Here is a 26016-nt window from a genome sequence, read left to right as displayed (position 1 = left end):
TTAACACCATCCTAGATCGCAGCCCTCCGCCGCTTGATTATTGCCACGGTGCGTATCTATGATGCGATAAAATTTTCCGTCTTCATATATATATCCGTCTTCTAACACATATTGTTTACCTTCAGTATAGACATAAAACTTACCTATCATAAATTTACTCGTATATAATTCCAAATAATCCGGTCTAAATTTAGCTACAACTTTATTTGTAATATCAATTCTTATTGTGCGCCCCACCTTCTCTCCCTCCCTTGCAAAGAACGGATTTAGGTATATTGTATTAGCGATTTTACATTTTATGCTTAAAAATAAGTGGATATGCCTTCTTTCTTCGCCTGTACTATTTTTCAAAAAATCATCAATAAGTAAGAGCAAAAAATATATATATAAAAGAGCTTTTACTTATTGACTATAACATTAACATTATGGTATTATATAAAATTTGACATTTTTGTTTACTTGTGCTATCATTAAAAGTGGTTACCACATATGGAGGTGGATGATTTGTTTCAAATTGGCGATAAAATCGTTTATCCAATGAACGGCGCAGGAGTCATCGAAGCCATTGAAGAGAAAGAAATATTAGGAACAACACGTCAATATTGTGTGATACGTATCATTAGTAAAGACATGCAAATAATGCTTCCTATGGATCAATTACAAAAATCAGGTATTCGTTATATCGTAGATAAAGGTACGTTAGATGTTATACTTCTTGAATTTCAAAACGGGGAATCAGACACATCACTTTCCTGGAAACAGAGATATACAATGAATATGGAAAAAATGAAAAACGGCAATCTGCAAGATAGTGCAGAAGTTGTTCGCGATTTACTTCGCCGTAATAAAGAGAGAGCATTAAATGCGAGCGAAAAACAAATGCTAGATAATGCACGCAAAATGATGATTAGCGAAGTTGCACTTGTGCAAAATGTTTCTGAACATCAAGCAACAGAATTTCTTCAAGATACAATTAATCATTAAATTTAAAATAGCCGACCGCTATTTTTTTTGCAGAAAAAAGGACAAAGAGATAAACCTCTTTGTCCTTTTATATTACCCGCGACCTGCTTGAAACGACGGGTATAGAGTCATTCCACCATCTGCAAATAACGTAATTCCAGTTACGTAACTCGCTTCTGATGAGGCGAGCCACGTTGCGACTGCTGCAATTTCTTCCGGTTTTCCAATGTAACCCATCGGTATCATACTTTCTACGTCAGCACGTTTTTTAGGATCAGCAAACTTTTCTGCATTGATCGGCGTATTTATTGCACCTGGCCCAATATTATTTACTCGAATACCTTTCGGTGCGTATTCTAACGCTAACGTTTCTGTCATCAGTTTAATGCCACCCTTACTTGCTGCATAGTGCACAAATAAGGGCCACGGAATCTTTTCATGAACGCTAGACATATTAATGACAGATCCTTTAATATCGTTTTCCACAAAATATTTAATCGCTTCACGGCTTCCTAAAAAAGCACCTGTTAAATTTGTATGAATTACTTTATTCCAATCCTCTAGCGGCATTTCATGAGATGGTACCGCGTTTTCTATTCCCGCATTATTAATCATAACGTCGAGCGTACCAAACTCTTTTACAGCAGATTGAATGAGATTCGCAACATCCGATTCACTCGTGACATCTCCTTTTACAGCAATCGCTTCTCCGCCTACTTTTTTAATTTCTTCTAATACATCATGCGCTTCTGACTCTCGTGAGCGATAGTTAATTACTACTTTTGCTTTCTCCTTAGCAAACCGTACTCCCATCGCTCTTCCAAGACCAGTTGCTGATCCTGTAATAACGACAACTTTTCCTGCTAAATCACTATACATTTCAATACCCCCTTTAACTTTTTGCAACACCTAACATTATTCCGGCTGCGATAATAAAAACGATACCGACAACAATCCCCGTTAATTGGCGTTTCGTTTTTCTTTCACCTAATATAACAATCCCGCCAAGCGTTGAAATAATAATTCCCATTTGCGATAGCGAAAAACTTGTTGCCACTCCGACACGCGGCTGCGAAATGAATAAAAACATATTTCCAGCTGCCCAAATTAATCCTGGGATAATATTTCGTAGTGCATATTTATTAAATGGATGATGTTTAAACGTAAGCAAAACGCCCCCTAACACCATACCAACTGCTTGTGGCAATAAAGCTGACCAACCATCTACGTTAAATAGCCTAATCACTACTACGTAAACTAAATAACCGACTGTTGAAATTAATAAAATGATAATGCCTCTTTTAAAATTCCCTGCTTGCTCTGCATTCTTTTCTTCTTCACTTTGAAGTGACGTTAAAATAACACCGATAATAATACAAACGAGAGCCAAAACACCAAGGACGACTGATATAGTCGTGGACCACTCATGAAATACGATGACTCCAAATAAAGTCGTCGCAACTAATTGTAGTCCTGTTGAAATGGGCATCGTTTTCGAAACGCCCATTAAATCAATACTTTTTAATTGATTCGCCTGACCAAGTGCCCAAAATAAACCTGACACAATTCCAACTCCAATAACAGTAGGAGTTAATACTGGCTTCATAAAAATATAAACAACAATCGAGAAAATAAGTGCCCCAAACGTTGTACCGAGCGTTTGACTATACGGTCCCCCGCCCAGTTTCACGTTAAATAGCACAATACTTCCCCAAAATATAGCCGGTAAAATCGCTAAAAGTATGTCCATCGCTCATTACCTTTCTTTACTAAATGTCATAAGTTATCACTCTGAATCATTAGAGTGAGCTTTTATTTTTTCTTTTTCCCGTTCACAAACTTTTTCTGCAATAGCACCAGAAACATTCTTTTCTCGCTCCACCTTCTTTATTTTTACGTGATCTAAATAATCTTCCAAAATAAGTGTAACTTTATCATTCGGCGGATTATGTGCACCTTGGAACGTAAGAAATTGTAGCGTAATTTCAAATCTAGGAACGAACTCACCGTTCTTACCGAGACGTTTTATATTTATAAAGGAAGCACATTCATACTGATCTTCTGTCACTTGTCTAATAACTGAATAGTACCTATTTGATAATGCACTCTCTAACAGCTGCTCCCTCGATTCTTTTGCAAAAGAATCACTTGGAGAAGAGAAAAAGATTGCACATAGCATTGTAATAACTACACATATTTTTTTCATAACACCCTCCTTGTTCTATAAGTTAGTGTTCGCAAAACTTCCATAAAAAAACGACTTCCCTATGTAGGAAAGTCGTTTTAATGAATCCAATATTAACCACCGCTCACTGGTGGGATTAGTGCAACAACATCACCATCTCGGATCGTGTCATCTTCATTTGCGTATTCTTCATTAATCGCAACCATAGTTGATGTTGTCACTGGTACATTATATTCTTTAGCAACAACAGCTTTTAACTCTGCAACCGTAATATTTTCTTTCTCTATTTGTAATTCACTTGTTCCTGCTTCCTCTTGCAAGTGCGCAAATAATAATACTCGAATCATACTTACAGCTCCTTCCCAGGCTCCCCTGCCGGATATGGCGTTTTTTCTAATTGATCACCAATCCATGAGTCTCCATCTTCCCAAAACTCCTTTTTCCAAATCGGAACAATTTGTTTTATGCGTTCCATAATGTATTCATTCGCCTCATAGGCCGCTTTACGATGCGGTGTTGAAACAGCAACAACAACCGCGATATCAGAAATTTGCAGTGTACCGATGCGATGTGTAATCGCAACGTGTGTACCTGGCCACTTCTCTTTCACTTCTGAGCCAATTTTCTCTAGCATCTTTTCTGCCATCGTTTTATAAGCGACATATTCTAAGTATAATGTACGACGCCCTTTCGTAAACTCCCTAACCGTTCCAATAAATGTTGTAACAGCACCGCATTCGCGGCGAATAACCTTCTTTGCTACCTCTTCAATCGAGATTTCTGTATCAATTACTTCATAATACGTATTTGTCATTTCGTACTCCTTACCGTTTGTATAAACCAGTCTATATACAACTCTTCTTCTGTTATATGAAATACTTTATATTCTTCTCGTAAGTTTGCAGGTGCATCATGCCACGTAATAACCGCTACTATATTTTCTACTTTATGTAAAAGTTCAACGTCTTCCGCAGAACGAAGTAATACTACTTTCGGATAGCTCTCTTTTTTATAGCCCTCTATTAAAATTGTATCCACTTCAAAAAACTCATATAAGCGAATAATTTCTTGCAAGGACCATTCCTCTCTTAATGACGACAGTGAAAGTAATCCAGCGCCTTCTACACTACTGACAACAGCCCCAGCATTTCGGTGCCTTTCACTATCTTTTTGCGCTACTTCTGGAAAACCTCCGTGCCCGTGATGTTTAATTGTAGCAACTTTCATTTTCTGTTCAGCTAACATATGCACGATTTTCTCCACAAGTGTTGTTTTTCCGCTATTTTGATATCCTACTATTTGTAAGATTGAAGTGGCTTTGCCCATGGCCAATCACATCCCTCGGCGTGCTCTAGCAATAATACAGATACTTTCATCCCTGCCTCAAATCCTCTCGTTCCTCCAGGCAGCACAATAAAGGCATTCGCATCGGCGAGTGAAGAGACCGCACTCGATTTATCTAAACCGACCGGCATCGCTTGTAATGCTCCGTCCATGATTGACACCTTCGCTCTTACAAAACGAGTAAACGGATTTGGCTTCGGAAAGTCTTTTTGTAAAATAGCATCTGCTCTATATACATGAGGCTCCTTTGCAAACAAGTATGTTTTTATAATCGGATGCACAAATAGCTCAAACCCTACGTAACAAGCTGACGGATTCCCTGATAAACCGAAAAGTAACTTTCCGTCAACTTCAGCTACTGTCGTTACACTTCCTGGTCTCATCGCTATTTTATTAAAGAGTACATTCGCCTGTAATCTTTCATAAATAGCTGGCAAGTAGTCATAATCTCCTACCGACACACCGCCTGTCGTAATTAAAATATCAACCTCATCCATCGCCGATTGAACAGCTGCAAAACATGCATCTAACTCGTCGGCAAGTTGACCATAATAACGCACTTTCCCTCCGGCTTTCATAATTTGAGCTGCAATCATATACGAGTTACTATTTCTAATTTTCCCCGGCTGTAACGACTCATGTACTTCTAACAATTCACTTCCTGTCGTCACGATACCAACAACAGGCTGTTTTACAACTTTCACAGTACTATATCCAAACGTCGCTAATAAGGCAGCAACACCTGGATTGATTGCAACGCCTTTCTTAACGAGAACTTGATTTTGTTTTATATCTTCCCCTTTAAATGACACATTGTCACCACTATGAAAAGGACGCTTTACCTTCATATATGTTTTTCCATTCTTCTCAAAACCTTCCGTCAGCTCTAGCATTACGACTGCATTACAACCCTCTGGAATAGCTGCTCCTGTCATAATACGAACCGCCTGAAAAGGTCCTACTTCTTCTGTAAAAACAGATCCTGCCCCGATTTCTCCTATTACTTCAAACTCAATCGCATTCTCTTGATTTGCTTCTTTCGTATCTTCTGCTCGAATCGCGAAACCATCGTAAGGAGAACGATCGAAATGAGGAACGTCATGATCAGAGATAACATCCTCCCCAAGAATTCTCCCGTAACTTTCCGTAATAGAAACCTCTTCTACTTCACCATTTTTCGCATATTCCATTACTCTCTCTACTGCCTCAGCAACTTGAATTGGAATTCGTTTTTCTATCATCGTTTCTCACCTCATATTTGCAATTTTTTTTATCTCGATTAAACTTTATATATTAAATAGAAATTACTTCAAGGAGGAATTCCATGTCTTCATTCACACACTTTAATGACCAAGGACGCGCGAAGATGGTTGATATAAGTGACAAAAAAGCAACCGTCCGAACAGCAATTGCGTGCTCTAGCATTGTCGTTACAAAAGAAATTTACGATAAAATCTCTCACAATGAAATTGGGAAAGGTGACGTATTAGCAGTTGCACAAATCGCAGGTATTATGGCTGCGAAACGCACTTCTGATATTATCCCAATGTGCCATCCTTTATTATTAAAAGGTGTTGACGTTTCTTTCGATTGGAAACAATCCGAAGAACAATATCGATTACTTATTGAAGTAAAAGTTAAAACAGAAGGTAGCACCGGTGTTGAAATGGAAGCTTTAACAGCCGCTTCCGCTACAGCTCTTACTGTGTACGATATGTGCAAAGCTGTTGATAAAGGTATGATTATTGGCGAAACTTACTTATTTGAAAAAACAGGTGGAAAAAGTGGAGATTATACGAGAAAGTCTTAATCTTCTTTCCATTGAACCTAAAGGGCTCCCTTTAGGTTCAACCTATATATCTTGCATATAAGCGTTTTGCTATATTTATATCATTCGTTCCATGAATGAACGCCCTGCCATCTGTAAATAAAACAAAACGAAATTCCTCCACCGGAAATGATAATAAATACGGAGTAGCTTTTACATCCACACTTCTTTGTAAGCGCTTTTTAATTTCTTCTAAATTAAATTCATTCCGCACACCTGGACGGATTTGTACTGTATTTCGGCCACATAACACTTCTGTTTTCGTTTGTGCTTCAAATGTTAAACTCGGATATGTACGTAATCTTCCGCAAGATAAACATGTGTCTTTTTTCTGCCTATTCACTTTAAATGCCATCTGTTGATTATTCCAAAGATCAAACGATAACATCGTTTCGCGAAGTGCCCCATAGTCTTCTACTAATATTTTCAGCGCTTCCGTTATTTGATGCGCAACTACTAATTGTACTGCCGGCTGTATAATACCAGCCGTATCACATGTTGCCCCACTTGCTGGATGTTCCATTAAACAGCGGAAACACGGTGTTTTTCCTGGTAAAATTGTATACGTTACTCCGTAGCTTCCGACACAACCACCATATATCCACGGAATATTATACTTTTGTGAAATATCATTAATAAGAAGACGCGTTTCAAAATTATCTGTCGCATCTAATATTAAATCTACATCATTCACTAGCTCTTCCATTTCTTGCACTGTTACATCAGTCACAACCGGATTTATTTTCACCTCAGAATTAATCGCTTGTAAATGCTCTGCTGCTGCTACCGCCTTTGGTTTATATTGCTTTGCATCTTCTTCTGTATATAATTGTTGCCTTTGTAAATTACTCCATTCTACATAATCACGATCCGCAATTGTTATTTTGCCAACACCTGCTCTAACAATTGCTTCTGCATTCGCTGCACCGAGAGCACCAGCGCCGATAATAAGCACATGCTTCTCTCTAATTTTTCTCTGTCCTTCTTCTCCAACACCAGAAAATAATATTTGTCTTGAATATCGCTCCTGCATACGATAGCCCCCTTTCTTATCCTCCTATATAAGACATTTCAATTTTCGGACGATTCTTTGCACTTTCTTCTGTCCGTTCATCCGAATACCTGTCTTTTCTATTCATCCATACATTTTGTATAACGCTTACTAACTCATCATCTGAAAGATTTCCTCTAAGAAGTTCCCTTACATCCAATCCTTCTGTCGCAAATAAGCAAGTATAAAACTTTCCATCTGCCGAAATTCTTGCTCTCGTACAAGAGGAACAAAATGACTCTGAAACAGAAGTAATAAAACCGACTTCGACATTTGTCCCAACGTAACGATATCGTTTCGCAACTTCACCGAAATAATGCGCTTCAGCTGGCTCAAGTGGATACACACTATGAATCATTTCAATTAATTCTTGCTTTGTAACGACTTGGTCAAAGTTCCATCCATTTGTACTACCAACATCCATAAACTCAATAAACCTAAGTGTGATTCCTTGCTCTTTAAAATAAGCAGCCATCGGAAGTACTTGATGGTCATTCATCCCTTTTTTCACAACCATATTTACCTTTACATCAAGCCCGGCCTCTTTTGCAGCCATAATTCCCTTTATAACAGGTTTCGTATTGATATTCCGGCCATTTATGTCCTTAAATACATCGTCATCTATTGCATCCAAACTAACATTTACTCTATGTAATCCAGCTTCTTTTAATGCTTTTGCTTGTTTCGTTAAATGAATTGCATTTGTCGTTAACCCTATATCTACTAACCCTTCAATTTTCACGAGACGTGCAATAAGTTTTGTTAAATCTTTACGCAGCAGTGGCTCACCACCAGTAAGCCTAATTTTTCGTACACCGATGCTAACAAATAGTTTTGCCAAACGTTCAATTTCATCAAACGTCAGTAAAAACTCATCTTTCAAAAAAGCATAATCTGGCCCAAAAACTTCCGCTGGCATACAATATGTACATCTAAAATTGCAACGATCAATGACAGATATGCGCAAATCTTGAAGTGGGCGTCCAAAAAAATCTGTAACCATCTCCTGCATCGCCACCCTCCCTTTCTGTCAAATTTCTCTCTTTTCATTCTATTATAATATATTTTCGAACTGCGATGTTTTTGCTCAAGTGAATAAAGTGAAACTTTCCTAACCAATTAGACTACCTACTTATAACGGGATAAAAAACCTTGAAGCATAAAAGCCCCAAGGTTTTCTCCCTATTAACTTAACCTAATAATAGTTAGCGTAGCTCCTGGCGTTGTCGTAGATAATGTAGCTATTGCAACTAATCCAAATAACTGCAGACTAACAGCAGCTCCAGCAGGCAAATTAGCAATGATTGTCGCATTAAATGAACCTGTAGCTATTGCTGGTGAATTTATTGTTCCTGCAAGCGGACTGCCATTTACAGTTATACGAGAACTTACAAGTAAAGAGGCTGTTAAATTTATTGTATAAGCTATATAGTAATTCCCCGCATTCGCAACCGTAAATACCGTATTTCCTCCGCTAACCGTAATTCCTGGTCCAATATTTTGATTGTTCGGTAATGGTACATTTGTACCACCTAACAAAACAGAAATAGCACTTCCTGATGTATTATTTGCAAATGAGTACGTTGCAGTTGTACTAACTCCGGTCACACCCGTTGCTCCAGTGGATCCGGTTGCTCCCGCTCCAGTTGGGCCTGTTGGACCTTGAATTCCTTGCGAACCGGTTGGACCAGTGGACCCTGTTGGGCCTTGGGAGCCTGTTACTCCCGTTGGACCTTGGATTCCTTGGGGACCTTGAATCCCTTGAGGACCTGTCGCTCCGGTTTCTCCAGTTGATCCCGTCGGGCCTTGTGGACCTTGAATTCCTTGGGGACCTTGTGCTCCGGTTGCCCCAGTATCCCCTGTCGGGCCTTGTGGACCTTGCAACCCTTGCACGCCTTGCGGACCGGTTGGACCTATGTCGCCTTGAACACCTTGAATTCCTGTTGGGCCTTGTGGACCGGTCGGCCCCTGCACTCCTTGGATTCCTTGAATTCCCTGTGGACCTTGTGCTCCTGTTTCTCCTGTCACACCTTGAATCCCTTGTGGGCCTTGATCCCCTTGTACTCCTTGTGGACCGGTTGGGCCTTGGATTCCTTGCGGGCCTTGGATTCCTTGTGAGCCTTGATCTCCCGTTGCTCCCGTTACTCCTTGTATCCCTTGAGGACCTTGAACACCTTGCGGACCGGTTGGACCTATATCACCTTGTACTCCTTGAATTCCTTGTGGGCCTTGCAACCCCGTAACTCCGGTTGCTCCCGTTTCTCCTGTCGCTCCTGTCACTCCAGTTGAGCCTGTCGCCCCGGTATCTCCAGTTGCTCCTGTCACACCGGTTGCTCCTGTCGGGCCAGGTGGTCCACCGGATGGACCTGTCACTCCAGTCGGACCTGATGGCCCCGTTGGACCACTCGGTCCTGCTGGTCCTCCAGAAGGACCAGTTACCCCTGTTGGACCGGTTACTCCTGTCGGGCCTGTAGTTCCTTCCCCTGTCGCTCCGGTTACACCCGTATCTCCTGTTACTCCGGTTGGACCTTGGCCCCCTTGAATTCCCTGTGGCCCCTGCACTCCTTGCGCACCCGTTGGACCTTGAATTCCTTGAATACCTTGCACGCCCTGTGCTCCCATTGGACCTGTTGGGCCTATTTCCCCTTGAGTACCTTGCACTCCTTGCGGGCCCTCTGGACCTGTTGCACCTATATTCCCTTGTACACCTTGAATTCCAGTTGCTCCTTGTGCTCCTGTTGCTCCTGTTACACCTTGAATCCCTTGTATTCCCTGTATTCCTTGTGGGCCTTCGGGTCCTGTTGTTCCTACTGGCCCTTGTATTCCTTGTATTCCTTGTGGGCCCTCTGGACCTGTTGCTCCAGCTGGTCCTGGCACCCCTTGTATTCCTTGCGGACCTTGAAGTCCTTCTGGGCCTTCTGGTCCTGTTGGTCCGATCTCACCCATCGTACCTTGTATTCCTTGAACTCCTTGTGGTCCCGTTTCTCCTGTTGGACCCGGAATACCTTGAATACCTTGTGGACCTTGATCTCCTGTTGCTCCTGTTACACCTTGAGGCCCTATAGCTCCCTGTATACCTTGTGGACCTTGATCTCCTGTTGATCCTGTTATCCCTTGAATTCCCTGAACTCCTTGTATTCCTTGTTCACCAGTTACGCCCGTCGGACCCGGAATACCTTGAATACCTTGCGGACCTTCTGGACCTGTTGGTCCAATTGGCCCTTGAACCCCTTGTATTCCTTGCAATCCCTGTGCTCCTGTTTCTCCTGTACTTCCAGTCGGTCCTGTATTTCCCGTTACTCCAGTTACACCTGTACTTCCTGTTACCCCTGTATTTCCCGTTGCTCCCGTCGCACCTGTACTTCCACTCGGTCCACCACCCGGGCCTGTCGCACCAGTTGCCCCCGTCGGACCTGGTGGTCCTCCAGATGGACCCGTTATCCCTGTAGGACCTGTTATTCCAGTTGGGCCTGTAACCCCTTGACCAGTTGCTCCTGTTGCTCCCGTATTTCCACTCGGTCCTTGTGGGCCTTGTATCCCTTGAGGTCCTTGTATACCTTGTGAACCAGTTGAACCCGGTACCCCTTGCACTCCTTGAATTCCTTGAGGTCCCTCAGGTCCAGTAGCCCCAATCGGACCTTGTACCCCCTGTATCCCCTGTATACCTTGTGCCCCAGTCGCTCCGGTTGGACCAATCGGACCTTGTAATCCTTGCACTCCTTGAGGGCCTGTCGCTCCTGTTGCTCCCTGTGGTCCCCTCAATCCTTGCGGCCCCTGCTGTCCTTCTGGTCCCGTTGCACCTATTGGTCCAACTGGTCCTTGTATCCCTTGCACACCTTGAGGTCCTGTCGGGCCCATCTCCCCCATCGGACCTTGTAATCCTCTTGGTCCTTGAGGGCCAGTCGGACCTTGGGGACCGGTTGGGCCAGTAATCCCAATGCCAGTAAATCCCGTTGGAACGGGTGGAAAGGTAGGACCAATAAGATTTGGTGAAATTCTGAAATTAGAGTTTAATGAATGTTTTTTATCGCGCTCTCTCACACTTTCACCACCTGCACACCATCTTTTTTACATTAAACAAACCTCTTCTTCTTAATATGTATTTACAAAAACAAACTCAAAGACTATTTTTATTTTAAATACATAAAAACTCCCTTAATTCCTTAAGGGAGTCCCGCAGTTGAATCCATATTATCTGTATTCGGGACAGCTTGCACTATACCCGATGTATTTACACTTTGCCCCATGTTTGTTCCTGTTACAGTACCAGCAGGAGTGCCCCTTGTATATGTTGTCGTCACAGAATCTCCTGGCTGTAAACAAAGCTTCGTCTCCGTCCCTATTACTGTAACAACGTCGATCCAAGTGCACCCCATTGAACCACTATACGATTTCGTAGCAGTAAATGACGTATCACTCAAATTATCACCGGTAAATATATTCCCAGTGTTATTCACAATAACAAATTCTTTTATATGAGCAGGCATAATTACACTCTACCTTTCCTCTATGAACCTAATGTACGTGTACTCGTTGCTAATGGCGGAAGAAACACTGATGTTCTAATCACCGCTTCTGACTGTCTTTTCCCATTTAAAAAAATAGCCGCACTCGATCCTCCAGCACCCGCATATACTTTTGCTACAGCTAAAGGTGAGATATCATAACAGTCACCAACATTAACAGCCCCTGTATTATTTATAATTTTTACTTTCCGCAAGTTAATCCCCATTTACCTATCCCCCTTTTGTACACTGTATGCAAAAGAAAAAAACTTGAAACAGACTCGTTTCAAGTTTTTTAGCTACTTATTTCGTTTCACCTTCATATTGAAGCATGCCGCCAACCATGTTCACTGTTTTAAAGCCTTGCTCATTTAAATAATGACATACATTTTCACTGCGCATTCCCGAACGACAAATAAAGATATATTCATTCTCTTTATCAAAGAAATCTACTTTATTTGGGATATCACCCATTTTAATATGTACAGCTTCTGGAATTTTCCCTGCCGCTACTTCTTCATCTTCCCTTACGTCTACTAAAAATAACGTTTCTCCATTTTCTAAACGCTCTTGCACTTCTTCTGTAGTAATTGTTTTAACTTCTGTCATATGTCGTTCCTCCTTATATACAATAAAACCTTTAGTCTCTTCCTTAAACAAGCATATCTAGTCAATTTTAGCATGCGAAAGAAAGAACGCAAAGAATGGAAATTTTATTTCTCAATTTCCCCGCAAAACTTATTCTTTACAAACATAACTCGTGCATTGTATCCTCAATATACTTGTTTTATGAAAGGAGCCAATGAAAATGACACTTTTTCTTTTCATTACGGGCATCATTTTCTTAATCGCCGCAATTATTGCACTTAGTATGAAGAATAATAAAAAGATAAAATCACCACAAGAAATGTCATTCTTATTTCTATTGCTTAGTATCGCATTCTTCGGTATAGCAATTGCCACATATATTTTCCGTCTACAAATCATGTAAAAAAAGGTGCCTACTACATACATCGCACCTTTTTCACACCGTTTATTTTCTACACCAAACTAGATACTTTCCGATTTAAAAATTCATAAACTTTCTTTTCAAATAAATGAATATCAAATGCTCCTGCCATATGCCCATTTATACTTTCTATCTCATACACTTCCGCATACTTCCCTTGTTTTTGCAAAATGTCTACCATTTTATAATTATAACGTGACGGCTGAAGCAAATCTTGTTTACACGGAATCATAAGTACATTTGCTTCTATGTTAGAAAGCGCCTCTTCTAAAGACGAAAATCCATGCGCAATATCATGTAATAAAACTGCTTTCGCAGTGTATATCCACGAATTTGCATCTACTAACCCTATACTTCTATATGTCACTTTATTTATTTCTTTCTCAAATGATGTTAATATCGAAAGCTTTTCATAAGGTTCTACTTTTATACTATTACGAGGGAATGTTGTTTCATAAAAATGCTCATCAAATGCGTTCATAAACATCATTCTATTTGCTAAATGAAGTCCCTTCATTGGCTGCTCTTCTCCATATTTTCCGCCCTTCCAACTTGGATCCAGTTGAATAGCCTCAATTGCATTTTGTGCTACATTTACCGACGTAATAATTGGATTTTGCGGGTTCGTAATAACACCAATCATCCGCTCTACCATATGAGGATAATGAACAGCCCATTGCTGCGCAATCATCCCGCCAGCTGACGGTCCCATTACAGCATGTAGCCTTGCGATTCCCATATCTTTTATTAACTCATATTGCATACGAGCTACATGAAGAAATGTAAAAACTGGAAAATCCATCGCATATTCATCTCCAGTTTTCGGATCAATCGATTTCGGTCCCGTTGTAAACACATAAGGGTTCTTCACCTGCACATTACAAAGATTATCAGTGCATATAACAAAGTATTTATTTGTATCAATTGCTTTTCCCGGTCCAATTAAACCATCCCACCAACCAGACTCCTCATCATGCGCTGTATATTTTCCTGCCGCGTGACTCGTTGCACTAAAATAATGGCATACCAAAATCGCATTTGACCTTTCTCTATTTAAAGTACCATACGTCTCATACCCCATTTGAATAGGAATTCCCCTACCATTTTCAAACGTAAACTCTCTTAAAACAAACTTTTCCTTTTTTACAAATTGCACAGACTCGCCCTCTTCCCGTCATAGTATGAACTGCTGCTTACTAAAGGATTTTTTCTATGCAAACTAATCTCCTCCTTCTTTTCATAAATAAATGAATAATATACAAAATTAGCCACAAAATAGCATTATATTACACAATCAAAGAGGGCATACATATGATTTGGAATTGGCTACGTAAGAAAAAAAAATCAAATACGACAGAGAAAAACGAAACAGATAATTCGGAGCAACAACCTAACAATCAAGAGGATGATAACCAAAAACAGACTAGAAGTATGAAACATAATAAAGATAGCAATAGCGAGCAAAAAAAAGAGGAACACAAAGAGCCTTCTCAGGATCAGCAGCAACAACATTCTAAACAAAACGACTCAGATCAGAATCAACAACATTCTAAACAAAACGACTCAGATCAGAATCAACAACAACATTCTAAACAAGACAACTCGAATCAGAATCAACAACAAAACTCTAAACAAAACGACTCGAATCAGAATCAACAACAAAACTCTAAACAAGACAACTCGAATCAGAACCAACAACAAAACTCTAAACAAAACGACTCGAATCAGAACCAACAACAAAACTCTAAACAAAACGACTCGAATCAGAATCAGCAACAACATTCTAAACAAGGTAACTCGGATCAAGATCAGCAGCAAAACTCTGGAAATAATAGTATTTATGATTTTACGAAACCAGAAAAAGACCGGATTCATTCTCTACAAGATTTAATAGAGAAACTCAAAAAATCTAGCGATTTTGTTAATTATCACACATCTGACGATGAAACGATGCCTTATTGGATTTCTTACTATCGCCCTTCGCTTGATGGAGAGAAATTACAAAAATATTTAATGCCTACTCTTTTAGAACGACCTAACGCTTCACTAGAAGAGCTAAAAGAACATATTCCAATGAGCGGTATTACAATTACGAACGATTTACAAAAAATTGAGGACATGGTGTTAAAGGGACATGCGATTATTCAATTGAATCAGCAAGACCAAAAGTGTATGCTTGCAAACATTGCAATTGATACGTATCGGGCACCAAGCCCTCCTTTAAACGAATCGACTGTTATCGGTCCTCAAGAAGGTTTCGTAGAGGATATTGATACAAATATTAATTTAGTTCGAAAACGTCTTCCTGTTTTAGATTTACAAACAAAGGAAATGATTGTCGGCGAGTTTTCCAAAACAAAAGTTGTCATGATGTATTTAGACAACCTCGCTGAAAAAGAAAATGTAGATTTTCTCGAGGAGTCATTACGTGCTCTTGAATATGATCAAATTAATGATAGTGCTTATATACAAGAACTAATGGGTGAAAAGTCGATTTTCCCTCTCTATATCAATACAGAACGTACTGATAGAGTTACAAAAGCACTCATTGATGGGAAAATTGCTATTTTTGTGGATGGTTCTCCAAGTGTTCTACTTACGCCAGTATCCTATTTCGATTTTTTCATTTCACCAGAAGACTATAACGTTTCTTGGCTATACGCTACATTTTCACGCATTTTACGCCTTATCGCTGTTCTATTTTCAATCTGTGCTACACCACTATATGTTGCAGTTTTAAATTATCATTATGAACTTATTCCAAGTGATTTACTTGAAACCTTGATTTTATCAAGGGCACAAGTACCGTTCCCACCTTTAATTGAAGCACTATTTTTAGAACTTGCAATCGACTTACTGAGAGAAGCTGGCGCGAGGTTGCCGATGAAAGTTGGTCAAACGCTCGGTATTGTAGGCGGTATCGTAATCGGGCAGGCATCTGTACAAGCTGGTTTAACGAGTAACATTTTATTAATTATCGTTGCATTATCAGCACTCGCTTCCTTTATTACACCTATTTATAAAATGGGTAATGCCGTTCGATTACTACGTTTTCCATTTCTAGCATTCGCAGAAATAGGAGGACTCTTCGGCATCTCTCTTGGATTTATCTTTTTATTTACCCATCTATTTAGACTTACTTCCTTACGTAAACCATACGCTTTGTTTTATCCAACGAGACAACAATCTGTTAAAGATTCTTGGATTCGTTTTCCCTTAACAATGATTGATACAAGGGATGTACAAGCAAGGCCACAACATGTAAAAAAAGCAGCAAAAGGAATTTCAACAAAACATCGATCGGATTTTGATGAATAAGGAATGAGGTGCATTGATGAGTAAAGTTCAAGAGAAATATCAAATATCTCCTATCTTTGTTTTCTTCTTAATTCACAGTGCACAGTTTGGTGCCGGGGTTCTCGGTTTCGCTCGGATTATTGCAAAATCTGCTGGATACGACGGCTGGATAGGAGTTCTCCTCACAGGAATCATCATTCATATTCTCATCTGGATGATGTATTATTCATTAAAAAATGTAGAGGGAAACTTAATTGATTTACACAAACAACTTTTTGGAAAATGGATCGGAAATGGTATTAATATCATTTTTATGGCTTATTTTTTTATTGTAAGCATTTCTGTTGTTAGAACATATGTCGAAATTATTCAAGTATGGATGTTTCCTAGTGCATCCACCTGGATGCTCACATTCTTTATGTGTTTAATAAGTTATTACATTATTTCATCAGGATTCCGCGTCATTGCAGGAATTTGTGTTATTTCCGTTGGTGGAACACTAGGTTATCTTTTTCTAAGTCTTTTCATTTTGAAATTCTCACATTGGGATAACTTACTTCCAATATTTTCACATTCTTTTACAGATATTTTGAAAGCAGCTCAACTATCTATTTATAGCATGACAGGATTTGAAATTTTCCTTATGATTTATCCATTTGTTAAAGAACCAGAGAAATCCCATAAATTTGCGCAATATGGGGCATTATTTTCCAATATTCTATATTTGTTTAGTACCATTCTCGCTTTTACATTCTTTAGCGAAAAACAATTACTCAAAACTATTTGGTCTCAGCTGTCCATGACACAAGTTATTAAGCTTCCTTTTATAGAGCGACTTGAGTATATTGCTATTTCCGGTTATGCTCTCGTTATTATTACCAGCTTTATCCTACCTTTATGGGCTGCAACTAGAGGAACGCATGAAATCTTTCGTGTGAAGCAACGAGGTATTTTAATCGCATTTATGCTTATCACTTTAGTTGTTTCACAACTTTTAACGAACAGGCATGATATTAATGATTTTATTAGCAATATATCTAAAGTTAGTTTTTGGCTTATATATGTATACATCCCAATTCTATTTATTATTGTGTGGGTGAAAAGAAAATGGAAAAAACCAAAAGAAAATTAATACTTCTTGTTTGCATCAGTATCTTCAGTCTAGCTGGTTGCTTACAAAAAAATATTATTGATGATGTTCAACTCATTCAAGGAACTGTCTTCGATACAGCAAAAGATAATAAAGTAAAGGTTACATTCGTTTGCCCCATACAAAAAAAGGGAAATAAAGTTCAAGTTTATGAGGGCACAGGAAACGCAGTAAAACAAGTAAAGGCAGATACATCTTTAGAATCTTCGCAACCGTTCGCAAGCGGTCAAATGCGTGTTGCCTTATTCACAACAAAAATTGCTAAAAAAGGATTATCCAACTCCTTTGACACATTAATTCGTGATGTGAATATTGGTAACTCGCTGTATGTTGGACTATTAGAAGGCAATGGTACTGAACTATTTAAAGGAAAATATAGTACATCTTACAATGTTGCGATTTATATAAAAAAAATGTTAGAACATAATATGGACACTGGCCCTTTGCCAACTGACAATTTGTATTTAGGCGCCTTCAGGTACTACCGTGAAGGACAAGATTCCTATATGCCTATCCTAAAAAAACATGGAGATAAAATAAAGATTACTGGTATCGGTCTCTTGAAAAAGGATAAGTTAGTCGGAACAATTAAGTACCACGATATGTTTGTTTTCAAAGGACTGCTAGAAAAGCACCGCTTGGACTCACATGAATTTAAAACCAATCCTGGCTATGCAATGATTAATAACATTCGTTCCGTCCCTACCTACGAGGTAAACATAAAAAATGGGAAACCTTCTTTCTATATTCATGTAAAGGTGGAAGCTCGTATTCAGGAGCTCTCTAGAAAATTTAATTTAGAAAACAAAAAAAATACAACAAAAATAGCTAAGTCGGTCGAAAAACAATTAGATGCGAAAGCTACAAAACTAATTAAACAGTTTAAATCTCTAAATGTTGATCCCCTTGGACTTGGAGCAAAATATAGACAACATTATCGCCCATTCAAATTAGAAGAGTGGAGACAAATGTACAAAGATGTTCCAGTTACTATAAAATACACCGTAAATATTACAAATTCTGGTGTAATTGAATGAGAAATGATTGAACTCCTCTCTCCAGCATGATACAACGGAAAGAGGAGTTTTTATTTTAGATAGAGAGAGAAGATATTTATGGGGGAGCTTATGTCTAAAAAATTAGTAAAGCCTATTTTAAATGGTATTTTATTTCTCGGCGTCTTTTTATTTGCTCATACATACTTAAAAAATGTTTCCTTCACACGTTATTTACTTGTCGTTATTCCAATGTTGCTCGTTGGTATGTTTGGCATCGATCTTCTTTTATCCATTTTAATAAAAGAAGAAAAATAACGAGCAAGGCCGTCCTAAAAGTATTCCGGGATGGCTTTCTTTTATTAACAGTTTTTGTCGTTAAGTCGATATAATCTTTCACTATCACTAACTTAACTAAAAGATGAAACTTTTGAACAGTCCCTTTTCATTTCATAATCACCTTATGTTACAATGAGATTCGGCACAAAGCGAGAAAGGATGAAACAACATGACAAACGAAAAAGGTTTAGATAAAGGATACGAACTTGTTGCAAAAATGCATGAAGAGTTCGGACACCCTGTGACAAATACTCCAACGAAATTAACAGAAGAACGTGCAAAAATTCGTGCTAGCTTTATGCAAGAAGAGCTAGAAGAATTTTTAGAAGCAACGACTGTTGAAGATCAATATGATGCACTAATTGACCTTATTTACTTTGCATTCGGCACGTTTGCGGAAATGGGCGTACGTCCTGATAAAGGATTCGAAATTGTAAATAACGCAAACATGGCAAAACTATTCCCTGATGGAAAACCTCGATTCCGTGAAGGTGACGGCAAAATTCTAAAACCAGAAGGCTGGCAAGCACCAGAACCACAACTTCGTGCTGAAATCGAACGCCAGCGCAAAGAAGCTGAAAAAAACTGCTAGGATTTCCTAGCAGTTTTTTATTATGTCTTTTTTTCTGCAATTCATTAATGACCCACGTGTCCAGCGTGCCCTGCTGCTCCACCAATGCTAGCCGCTCCTGCCGCTGCCCCTGCTCCTCCTGCTCCAATTCCACCTGTCCAAGGAGAAGATTGTTGTTGTTGATACTGTTGATATTGTTGGTGTTGTTGCCCCTGCTGACCTTGGTGGTGACCTTGGTGGCCTTGGTGGTGACCTTGGTGGCCTTGGTGGCCTTGGTGGTGACCTTGGTGGCCTTGGTGGTGACCTTGGTGGCCTTGGTGGCCTTGGTGGTGACCTTGGTGGCCTTGGTGGTGACCTTGATGGCCTTGATGCGTTTGATAAAGAACAGCCTGCGGATGTATATGATGGTGTCCGTGGTGATGTACTTGTTGCCCCTGATGTCCTTGATGGTGGTGATGACCATGGTGTCCATGCTGGCCTTGGTGATGATGATGTACATGATGGCCTTGATGGCCTTGGTGGTGATGATGTACATGGTGGCCATGTTGTCCTTGGTGATGGTGATGTACATGGTGACCGTGAACACCTTGCGGATAACCACCTACTCCGCCTGCTACAACACCTACTCCCGGTACCGGAAATCCTGTCTGCACTCCTCCAACGAAAGAAGGAAATGTAGTTGGTACTCCTACTGGAATTCCTGTCTGTACGCCAGCTACTGATGTCGGAAATCCTCCTGTTACTGTAGGCATTCCAGCCCCTGATGTCGAAAATCCTCCCATTAATGTAGGCATTCCAGTTTGCATGCCAGCTACCGATGTTGGAAATCCTCCTGCTGCTCCACCCATCCAGCTCGGAATTTCACCGTATCCTTGTTGGTGACCTGCTCCGCCCATCCCGCTCGGAATTCCACCATATCCTTGTTGACCTGCTCCTCCCATTAACATCATTTGTTCATAACTATCCGATCCACCTCCGAAAAAGCCGTGTGGTGCATTATTGTCCATCCCTTTCATTCCTTTCACCTCTTCTACTCAATTTAGCCTACCTTTTTTATCATATTTCCTATAGAAAAATAGGTGTTTGTCTGTATTGGAATTCCGCTCTTTTATTTGTACGCAGTGGAATGATTGAAAACTTAGATAAGGGTGATCCTGAGATTATTTTCTACATAAAAAAGCTCAGAGCATAAACGCTCTGAGCTTTTCTTTCATTCATTAGTTTGCAACAACGTTAACAAGTTTTCCAGGAACTACAATTACTTTACGAACCGTTTTTCCTTCGATTTGGTCTTGAATTGCTTCAAGTGCAAGTTGTTCCATTTCTTCTTTTGATGCGTCTTTACTCATTGTTAGTTTCGCGCGAACTTTGCCCATAATTTGAACAACGATTTCAACTTCATCTTCTACAAGTTTAGACTCATCAAATGTTGGCCAGCTTGCATATGTGATTGTTTCATTGTATCCAAGTTTGCTCCATAGCTCTTCCCCGATGTGAGGTGCAACTGGTGCAATCATTTTTACGAAACCTTCTACATATTCTTTCGGAAGTGTTTCAGCTTTGTATGCATCGTTGATGAATACCATCATTTGAGAAATCGCTGTGTTGAAGCGAAGCTCTGCATAGTCTTCTGTTACTTTCTTCACTGTTTGGTGGTAAGCTTTTTCAAGCTCTTTATTTGGTGCATCAGTAATTTTCTCACTTAATTCACCGTTCTCTTGAACGAATAGGCGCCATACGCGGTCTAAGAAACGACGAGCTCCGTCAAGACCATTTTCAGACCAAGCGATTGAAGCATCTAATGGTCCCATGAACATTTCGTATAGACGAAGTGTATCTGCACCATGGCTTGCTACGATATCATCAGGATTTACAACGTTACCTTTTGATTTACTCATTTTCTCGTTGTTTTCACCTAGAATCATACCTTGGTTGAATAATTGTTGGAACGGCTCTTTCGTTGGAACTACACCGATATCGTATAATACTTTATGCCAGAAACGAGCATATAGTAAGTGAAGTACAGCGTGCTCTGCACCACCAATATAAATATCAACTGGAAGCCATTGTTTTACTTTTTCAGGGTCTACAAGTGCTTCGCTATTGTTTGGATCGATGTAACGTAGGTAATACCAGCAGCTACCAGCCCATTGTGGCATTGTGTTCGTTTCACGACGACCTTTTTTACCAGTCTCAGGATCAATAACGTTTACCCACTCGTCAATGTTAGCAAGTGGTGATTCACCAGTACCTGAAGGACGGATGTTTTCTGTTTTCGGAAGAACTAATGGTAATTCTTCTTCTTTCACAGCTGTCATTGTGCCATCTTCCCAGTGGATTACTGGAATTGGCTCACCCCAGTAACGTTGACGGCTGAATAACCAGTCACGTAGACGGTACGTTACTTTTTGATTTCCTGCGCTCGTTACTTCAAGCCATTCAATCATTTTTACGATTGCTTCTTCTTTATTTAAGCCATCAAGGAATGCTGAGTTTACGTGCGCACCATCACCTGTGTATGCTTCTTTCGTAATGTCTCCGCCTTTTACAACTTCCTTCATTGGAAGATTGAACGTTGATGCGAATTCATAGTCACGCTCATCATGAGCTGGAACTGCCATTACAGCACCTGTTCCGTAAGTTGCAAGAACATAGTCAGCGATCCAGATTGGTAATTTCTCGCCATTTACTGGGTTAACTGCGTAAGCACCAGTGAATACACCAGTTTTCTCTTTCGCAAGTTCTGTACGCTCTAAATCACTCTTCATTTTTACAGAGTTAATGTAAGCTTCTACAGCTTCTTTTTGATCTGCTGTTGTAATGTCTGCAACAAGCGCATGCTCTGGAGCAAGTACACAGTAGCTTGCACCAAATAGTGTATCAGGGCGCGTTGTGAAAACTGTGAATTTCTCGTCTGTACCATCGATGTTGAAGTGTACTTCTGCACCTTCAGAACGACCGATCCAGTTACGTTGCATATCTTTTAAGCTTTCTGGCCAATCAAGCTCATCTAGATCTTCTAATAGACGATCTCCATAAGCTGTAATTTTTAACATCCACTGTCTCATCGGACGACGCTCAACTGGATGTCCACCGCGCTCACTCTTACCATCAATGATTTCTTCGTTTGCAAGTACTGTACCAAGTGCTGGGCACCAGTTTACAGGTACTTCATCAACGTAAGCTAAGCCTTTTTCAAATAGTTGTAGGAAGATCCATTGTGTCCACTTGTAGTAGTTTGGATCTGTTGTATTTACTTCACGGTCCCAATCGTAAGAGAAGCCTAACGCTTTAATTTGGTTACGGAACGTATTAATATTATGCTCTGTAAATTCTGCTGGGCTGTTTCCAGTATCAAGTGCATATTGCTCTGCTGGAAGACCGAATGCATCCCATCCCATTGGATGAAGAACGTTATATCCTTGCATACGCTTCATACGAGATAAAATATCTGTCGCTGTATAACCTTCTGGATGTCCTACGTGTAGGCCTGCACCTGATGGATATGGGAACATATCTAGTGCATAAAATTTTGGTTTTTCTGTCTCATCTGGCGTACGGAATGTTTTATTCTCTTCCCAGTAACCTTGCCACTTCTTCTCAACTTCTTGATGATTAAAGCTCATGAGATACCCTCCTTGAAATTCTATTTATTTTCACCGCCCAAAATACAAAAAACCTCTCATCCCTAGAAAGGGACGAGAGGTTATAGATTCCCGCGGTACCACCCTAAATTAATGTACAAAAAATATACATTCGCTTAGATCCGTAACGTGGATTAACGGCAATTGCTACTATTAGTTTCACAACTGCAACTCAAAGGCGAGTTCATAACGAAACGTGGATTGACTTGCACCGACCGTCAACTCTCTAAACCAGCTTCTATTACTACTACTCCTTCTCACTGTTATTACAAATATGAGTGAATATGAACTACCATCCGCCTAGTCTCTCTAAAGAGCTTACTTAAAGCGGGGCTTCTCGGTTAATCGTTACTCTTACTAACTAACGAATTCGTCTTAGGACAGCCGAGCTATCTCCCTTGTTCAAAAGGTTGTTTTATTTAAATATATTCTAAAACATGTTACATGTTCCGTCAAACTAAACTGCAATTTTTTCTTCAACTGTTTCTTCTACTTTTACTCGTTTATCATACATGCTCGTTGCAATAAGCGCTACTACAAGCATTACCATGATTGCTATAAACAATACTTCCATATTGTATAAATCAACAATTGCTCCGCCAACGACTGGCCCGAACATTTTCCCTACAGTCGCCGCACTATTTACAACACCTTGATAAAATCCTAACTTATCTTTTGGCGCAAGTATATTTGCAATCGTCGGAACCGCTGGCCAAACAAATAACTCACCAATCGTTAATGTCACCATCGCAACGAGGAACATCGTAAATTGCTGCGCTTGGCTTAACACAACGAATGACGCCGCAAAAATGAAGATCCCAATCATAATTTGTTGTTTTAACGAACGCTTCATCCAGCGAATTAACATACTAACTAGCGGCTGCGCACAAACAATCATCGCTCCGTTTATCGTCCATAATAAACTATAGTGACGAAGACTAATATTTAATTCTTGCATATGTGTTGCAATCGCCCCTTGCCACTGTACGTATGTAACCCAGCATAAAGCATATGCTACACATACGATAAGAAGTGCTTTGAATCCAGGTGTAAGCGACCAACCTTTTTTCGTTTCGACTTCTTTTTGCACTCCTGGCTCTTTCTTGTCTTCCATACCACGGAATCCAATAAAAGCAATTAAGAAGAAAACAAAGTATAAAATAAAGTTTGCTAAGAAAATATAATCAAAACGATACGATGCAACTAATCCACCACATGCTGTTCCGATCGCAATACCAACGTTTTGTCCAACATACATCGCATTAAATGCTCGTCTTCCGCCCTCTGGCCAAACCGTACCAACCATCGCATACATCGATGGGAAGACCATTCCAGAACCAAAACCGATTAATGCTAGCCACACAACATATAACGGCCAGCCGTGGAAGAACACAAGGCCTAAAATCGATACAAGTGTAATCACAATTCCTACTAAAATTGATTTATATCCGCCCCATTTATCAAATAAAACACCGCCGAGCAAGTTTCCGATTACACCAGTAAGCGAGTTGATCATTAATACCATTCCGGCCACAGATAAAGATTTCCCTAGGTGATCATGCAAATAAATTGTATTAAAAGGCCATAAAAAAGAAGCACCCGTGACATTAATAATCATCCCAGCTACTAATAGCCATACTTTCCTTGGCATAGTCTCCCCTCCTATTCTATTTTTTTCGTTCATCTATAACAGTAAAATTGTAGTCGTTTTTAAATAGGAAGGCAACTGATTAATAGTTGATGAAATTCAGATAATGAGATGTCGGTAAGTGAAATTATATTGATTGCTTCTTGGATTTTATCAGCGATTTTCTAATTATATCGACTTACTAACAAAAAGCGACAACAGAAACAATATATAAAAAAGAAGAGGCTGCATGAAGTTCATGCAGCCTCTTCTTTTTTATATTATCCAACTTCTTTTTCTCGCTTTGCACGTTCTTTAGCGCTCCATTTAAATATTTTATCTAGTAGAGAGTATATTCTCCCAGATTCCTTCGTTAATAACGGACCTAACGATGCTAATATTAAAACGTACAGTGCAGAGAACGGTTTAATCGCTGCCAGTAAGCCACCCGCAATGCCGATATTGGCTACAATAATGGAGAACTCTCCGCGTGATACGAGGGTTAAACCGATATTCGTAGAAGCCTTATGCGATAACCCGGCTTTACGTCCCGCCATCATTCCAGCTGTAAAATTACCGATGAGCGTAATGAAAACTGCTCCTAATGCCAACCACACTGCTCCTCCAAGTGAAAACGGATCTATACTTAAACCGAAACTGAAAAAGAATATGGCTCCAAAGAAGTCACGAAACGGAACGACGAGATGCTCAATCCGATCACTATGCTCTGTTTCAGAAAAGACGAGTCCTAACAATAATGCTCCAATTGCCTCAGCAACATGAATCGTCTCTGAAAATCCTGCTACAAAGAATAAAATGGCGAATATTACGATAATAAAAATTTCGTTTGACGAAATATCTAATACTTTATTTAGAAACGGCGTAGCTTTTCTAGCGATTACAAAGAATAGTAGCATATACCCTACCGCGATTAACACCGATGTAAGAGCACCTACAAATGATGTTGCACCACCGAGTACTAACCCTGAAACGACTGATAAATATACAGCTAAAAAAATATCATCAAACATAATGATTCCTAATATTAATTCAGTCTCTTTATTACCCGATCTTCTTAAATCAACAATTACTTTTGCAACAATTGCACTTGATGAAATTGTAATGATTCCAGCAATAATTAATGTTTCTAATAAGGGGAAGCCCATAACATATCCATAAAGCAAACCTAATATGAAATTAAGTGATATGTGGACAGTCCCCCCAAAAGCAATTGATTTTCCTGATTTAATTAATTTTTTTATTGAGAATTCTAAGCCTAAATAGAATAGGAGGAATATGACGCCAACACGTCCGAGGAAGGAAATAACTTCTCCGCTTTCAATAAATCTTAAATCGATAAGTCCTAAATCTGGGGCATGAGGCCCCACCAACATACCGAGTATAATGAGAAACGGAATAATCGAGAACTTTAACTTCGCAGCGAGGATAGCTGCAAAAGCTACTAATACTAACGCAGTTCCAACTTCAAAGATTAAAGTATCCATCGA

At 39.7% G+C, this 26016-nt stretch carries 27 protein-coding genes, 1 pseudogene and 1 other annotated feature; of the genes and pseudogenes, 9 read left to right on the top strand and 19 right to left on the bottom strand.

Annotated elements, in window-relative coordinates; genetic code table 11:
• Positions 1-237 carry a DUF2553 family protein gene (locus QEP67_RS03790; RefSeq protein ID WP_000533808.1) on the bottom strand — a complete coding sequence of 79 codons (237 nt, stop codon included), beginning with the start codon at positions 235-237 and terminating at the stop codon, positions 1-3.
• A 252-nt stretch (positions 238-489) separates the two neighbouring features.
• On the opposite strand from QEP67_RS03790, the gene QEP67_RS03785 reads away from it, so the two are divergent.
• A complete protein-coding gene (locus QEP67_RS03785) occupies positions 490-984 on the top strand; it encodes a CarD family transcriptional regulator (protein WP_000451450.1) in 495 nt (164 codons plus the stop codon).
• A gap of 72 nt (positions 985-1056) precedes the next feature.
• On the opposite strand, the gene QEP67_RS03780 is transcribed toward QEP67_RS03785, so the two are convergent.
• The 7 genes from QEP67_RS03780 to moeA form a co-directional block, all read right to left on the bottom strand.
• Complete coding sequence (locus QEP67_RS03780) at positions 1057-1842, bottom strand: glucose 1-dehydrogenase (RefSeq protein ID WP_048565789.1); 786 nt, start codon at positions 1840-1842, stop codon at positions 1057-1059.
• 13 nt (positions 1843-1855) lie between these two features.
• Positions 1856-2713: a glucose uptake protein GlcU gene (gene glcU / locus QEP67_RS03775; protein WP_000353526.1), complete on the bottom strand. Its 858-nt coding sequence runs from the start codon at positions 2711-2713 to the stop codon at positions 1856-1858.
• A 36-nt stretch (positions 2714-2749) separates the two neighbouring features.
• Positions 2750-3169, bottom strand: a complete 420-nt coding sequence (locus tag QEP67_RS03770; protein WP_000717674.1) for a DUF3888 domain-containing protein — start codon at positions 3167-3169, stop codon at positions 2750-2752.
• A 92-nt stretch (positions 3170-3261) separates the two neighbouring features.
• Positions 3262-3495 carry a molybdopterin converting factor subunit 1 gene (gene moaD, locus QEP67_RS03765; RefSeq protein ID WP_000621769.1) on the bottom strand — a complete coding sequence of 78 codons (234 nt, stop codon included), beginning with the start codon at positions 3493-3495 and terminating at the stop codon, positions 3262-3264.
• A gap of 2 nt (positions 3496-3497) precedes the next feature.
• The gene (moaE, locus tag QEP67_RS03760) at positions 3498-3962 is read right to left on the bottom strand and encodes a molybdopterin synthase catalytic subunit MoaE (protein ID WP_000185929.1); all 465 of its coding nucleotides are present in this window, start codon (positions 3960-3962) and stop codon (positions 3498-3500) included.
• Positions 3959-4474: a molybdopterin-guanine dinucleotide biosynthesis protein B gene (gene mobB / locus QEP67_RS03755; protein ID WP_000513723.1), complete on the bottom strand. Its 516-nt coding sequence runs from the start codon at positions 4472-4474 to the stop codon at positions 3959-3961. Before mobB ends, moaE begins: the two co-directional genes overlap by 4 nt.
• Positions 4444-5733, bottom strand: coding sequence for a molybdopterin molybdotransferase MoeA (gene moeA / locus QEP67_RS03750; protein ID WP_048565792.1), 1290 nt, complete (start codon positions 5731-5733; stop codon positions 4444-4446). The genes mobB and moeA overlap by 31 nt, the downstream gene beginning before the upstream one ends.
• Before the next feature lie 83 nt (positions 5734-5816).
• Between moeA and moaC the strand changes: the two genes are divergently transcribed.
• Complete coding sequence (gene moaC / locus QEP67_RS03745) at positions 5817-6302, top strand: cyclic pyranopterin monophosphate synthase MoaC (protein ID WP_000094144.1); 486 nt, start codon at positions 5817-5819, stop codon at positions 6300-6302.
• Positions 6303-6339: 37 nt separating this feature from the next.
• On the opposite strand, the gene QEP67_RS03740 is transcribed toward moaC, so the two are convergent.
• The 6 genes from QEP67_RS03740 to QEP67_RS03715 all read right to left on the bottom strand — a co-directional run bounded on the left by QEP67_RS03740 (position 6340) and on the right by QEP67_RS03715 (position 12485).
• Positions 6340-7353, bottom strand: coding sequence for a molybdopterin-synthase adenylyltransferase MoeB (locus QEP67_RS03740; protein WP_048540776.1), 1014 nt, complete (start codon positions 7351-7353; stop codon positions 6340-6342).
• Between the two features lie 16 nt (positions 7354-7369).
• Positions 7370-8383: a GTP 3',8-cyclase MoaA gene (gene moaA / locus QEP67_RS03735; RefSeq protein WP_001157140.1), complete on the bottom strand. Its 1014-nt coding sequence runs from the start codon at positions 8381-8383 to the stop codon at positions 7370-7372.
• 173 nt (positions 8384-8556) lie between these two features.
• A complete protein-coding gene (locus tag QEP67_RS03730) occupies positions 8557-11412 on the bottom strand; it encodes a BclA-related collagen-like exosporium protein (protein WP_048565794.1) in 2856 nt (951 codons plus the stop codon).
• 122 nt (positions 11413-11534) lie between these two features.
• Positions 11535-11858, bottom strand: coding sequence for a hypothetical protein (locus tag QEP67_RS03725; protein ID WP_001110866.1), 324 nt, complete (start codon positions 11856-11858; stop codon positions 11535-11537).
• 20 nt (positions 11859-11878) lie between these two features.
• Complete coding sequence (locus QEP67_RS03720; RefSeq protein WP_000512464.1) at positions 11879-12103, bottom strand: spore germination protein; 225 nt, start codon at positions 12101-12103, stop codon at positions 11879-11881.
• 76 nt (positions 12104-12179) lie between these two features.
• Positions 12180-12485, bottom strand: a complete 306-nt coding sequence (locus QEP67_RS03715) for a rhodanese-like domain-containing protein (RefSeq protein WP_000141212.1) — start codon at positions 12483-12485, stop codon at positions 12180-12182.
• A 199-nt stretch (positions 12486-12684) separates the two neighbouring features.
• On the opposite strand from QEP67_RS03715, the gene QEP67_RS03710 reads away from it, so the two are divergent.
• Positions 12685-12867, top strand: a complete 183-nt coding sequence (locus QEP67_RS03710; RefSeq protein ID WP_000171896.1) for a hypothetical protein — start codon at positions 12685-12687, stop codon at positions 12865-12867.
• A gap of 49 nt (positions 12868-12916) precedes the next feature.
• On the opposite strand, the gene QEP67_RS03705 is transcribed toward QEP67_RS03710, so the two are convergent.
• Entirely contained in the window at positions 12917-14041 is a 1125-nt protein-coding gene (locus QEP67_RS03705; protein ID WP_001160996.1) for a homoserine O-acetyltransferase, read from the bottom strand.
• A 155-nt stretch (positions 14042-14196) separates the two neighbouring features.
• Here QEP67_RS03705 and QEP67_RS03700 point away from each other — a divergent pair, with 155 nt between their 5' ends.
• The 5 genes from QEP67_RS03700 (at position 14197) to QEP67_RS03680 (ending at position 19258) form a co-directional block, all read left to right on the top strand.
• Entirely contained in the window at positions 14197-16203 is a 2007-nt protein-coding gene (locus QEP67_RS03700) for a spore germination protein (RefSeq protein ID WP_353706523.1), read from the top strand.
• 16 nt (positions 16204-16219) lie between these two features.
• A complete protein-coding gene (locus QEP67_RS03695) occupies positions 16220-17314 on the top strand; it encodes a spore germination protein (protein WP_000049079.1) in 1095 nt (364 codons plus the stop codon).
• Entirely contained in the window at positions 17290-18369 is a 1080-nt protein-coding gene (locus tag QEP67_RS03690; RefSeq protein WP_000416068.1) for a Ger(x)C family spore germination protein, read from the top strand. The genes QEP67_RS03695 and QEP67_RS03690 overlap by 25 nt, the downstream gene beginning before the upstream one ends.
• Positions 18370-18459: 90 nt before the next feature.
• Positions 18460-18645: a hypothetical protein gene (locus QEP67_RS03685; protein ID WP_001982745.1), complete on the top strand. Its 186-nt coding sequence runs from the start codon at positions 18460-18462 to the stop codon at positions 18643-18645.
• A gap of 190 nt (positions 18646-18835) precedes the next feature.
• The gene (locus tag QEP67_RS03680) at positions 18836-19258 is read left to right on the top strand and encodes an HAD family hydrolase (protein ID WP_048562049.1); all 423 of its coding nucleotides are present in this window, start codon (positions 18836-18838) and stop codon (positions 19256-19258) included.
• A 44-nt stretch (positions 19259-19302) separates the two neighbouring features.
• Here QEP67_RS03680 and QEP67_RS03675 read toward each other — a convergent pair whose 3' ends face one another.
• Positions 19303-20253 (bottom strand): hypothetical protein, encoded by a 951-nt coding sequence (locus QEP67_RS03675; protein WP_353706522.1) that lies wholly within the window; start codon positions 20251-20253, stop codon positions 19303-19305.
• A 95-nt stretch (positions 20254-20348) separates the two neighbouring features.
• Between QEP67_RS03675 and QEP67_RS03670 the strand changes: the two are divergent.
• A pseudogene (locus tag QEP67_RS03670) lies at positions 20349-20429 on the top strand (GNAT family N-acetyltransferase); the annotation flags it as partial.
• Between the two features lie 25 nt (positions 20430-20454).
• Here QEP67_RS03670 and leuS read toward each other — a convergent pair.
• From leuS to QEP67_RS03655, 3 genes are all read right to left on the bottom strand, one after another.
• Entirely contained in the window at positions 20455-22863 is a 2409-nt protein-coding gene (leuS, locus tag QEP67_RS03665) for a leucine--tRNA ligase (protein ID WP_000009477.1), read from the bottom strand.
• Between the two features lie 65 nt (positions 22864-22928).
• Positions 22929-23151, bottom strand: a binding site (T-box leader).
• A gap of 187 nt (positions 23152-23338) precedes the next feature.
• Positions 23339-24532, bottom strand: coding sequence for an MFS transporter (locus QEP67_RS03660; protein WP_001137539.1), 1194 nt, complete (start codon positions 24530-24532; stop codon positions 23339-23341).
• Positions 24533-24789: 257 nt separating this feature from the next.
• Positions 24790-26013, bottom strand: a complete 1224-nt coding sequence (locus QEP67_RS03655) for a cation:proton antiporter (RefSeq protein WP_000380188.1) — start codon at positions 26011-26013, stop codon at positions 24790-24792.
• Positions 26014-26016 lie beyond the last annotated feature (3 nt).

Origin of the sequence: Bacillus cereus group sp. MS39, from assembly GCF_040448665.1 — a bacterium.
In the GTDB taxonomy this organism is placed as follows: domain Bacteria; phylum Bacillota; class Bacilli; order Bacillales; family Bacillaceae_G; genus Bacillus_A; species Bacillus_A wiedmannii.
The sequence above is the reverse complement of the archived record's forward strand: the minus strand, read 5'-3'. Positions and strand labels throughout refer to the sequence as shown.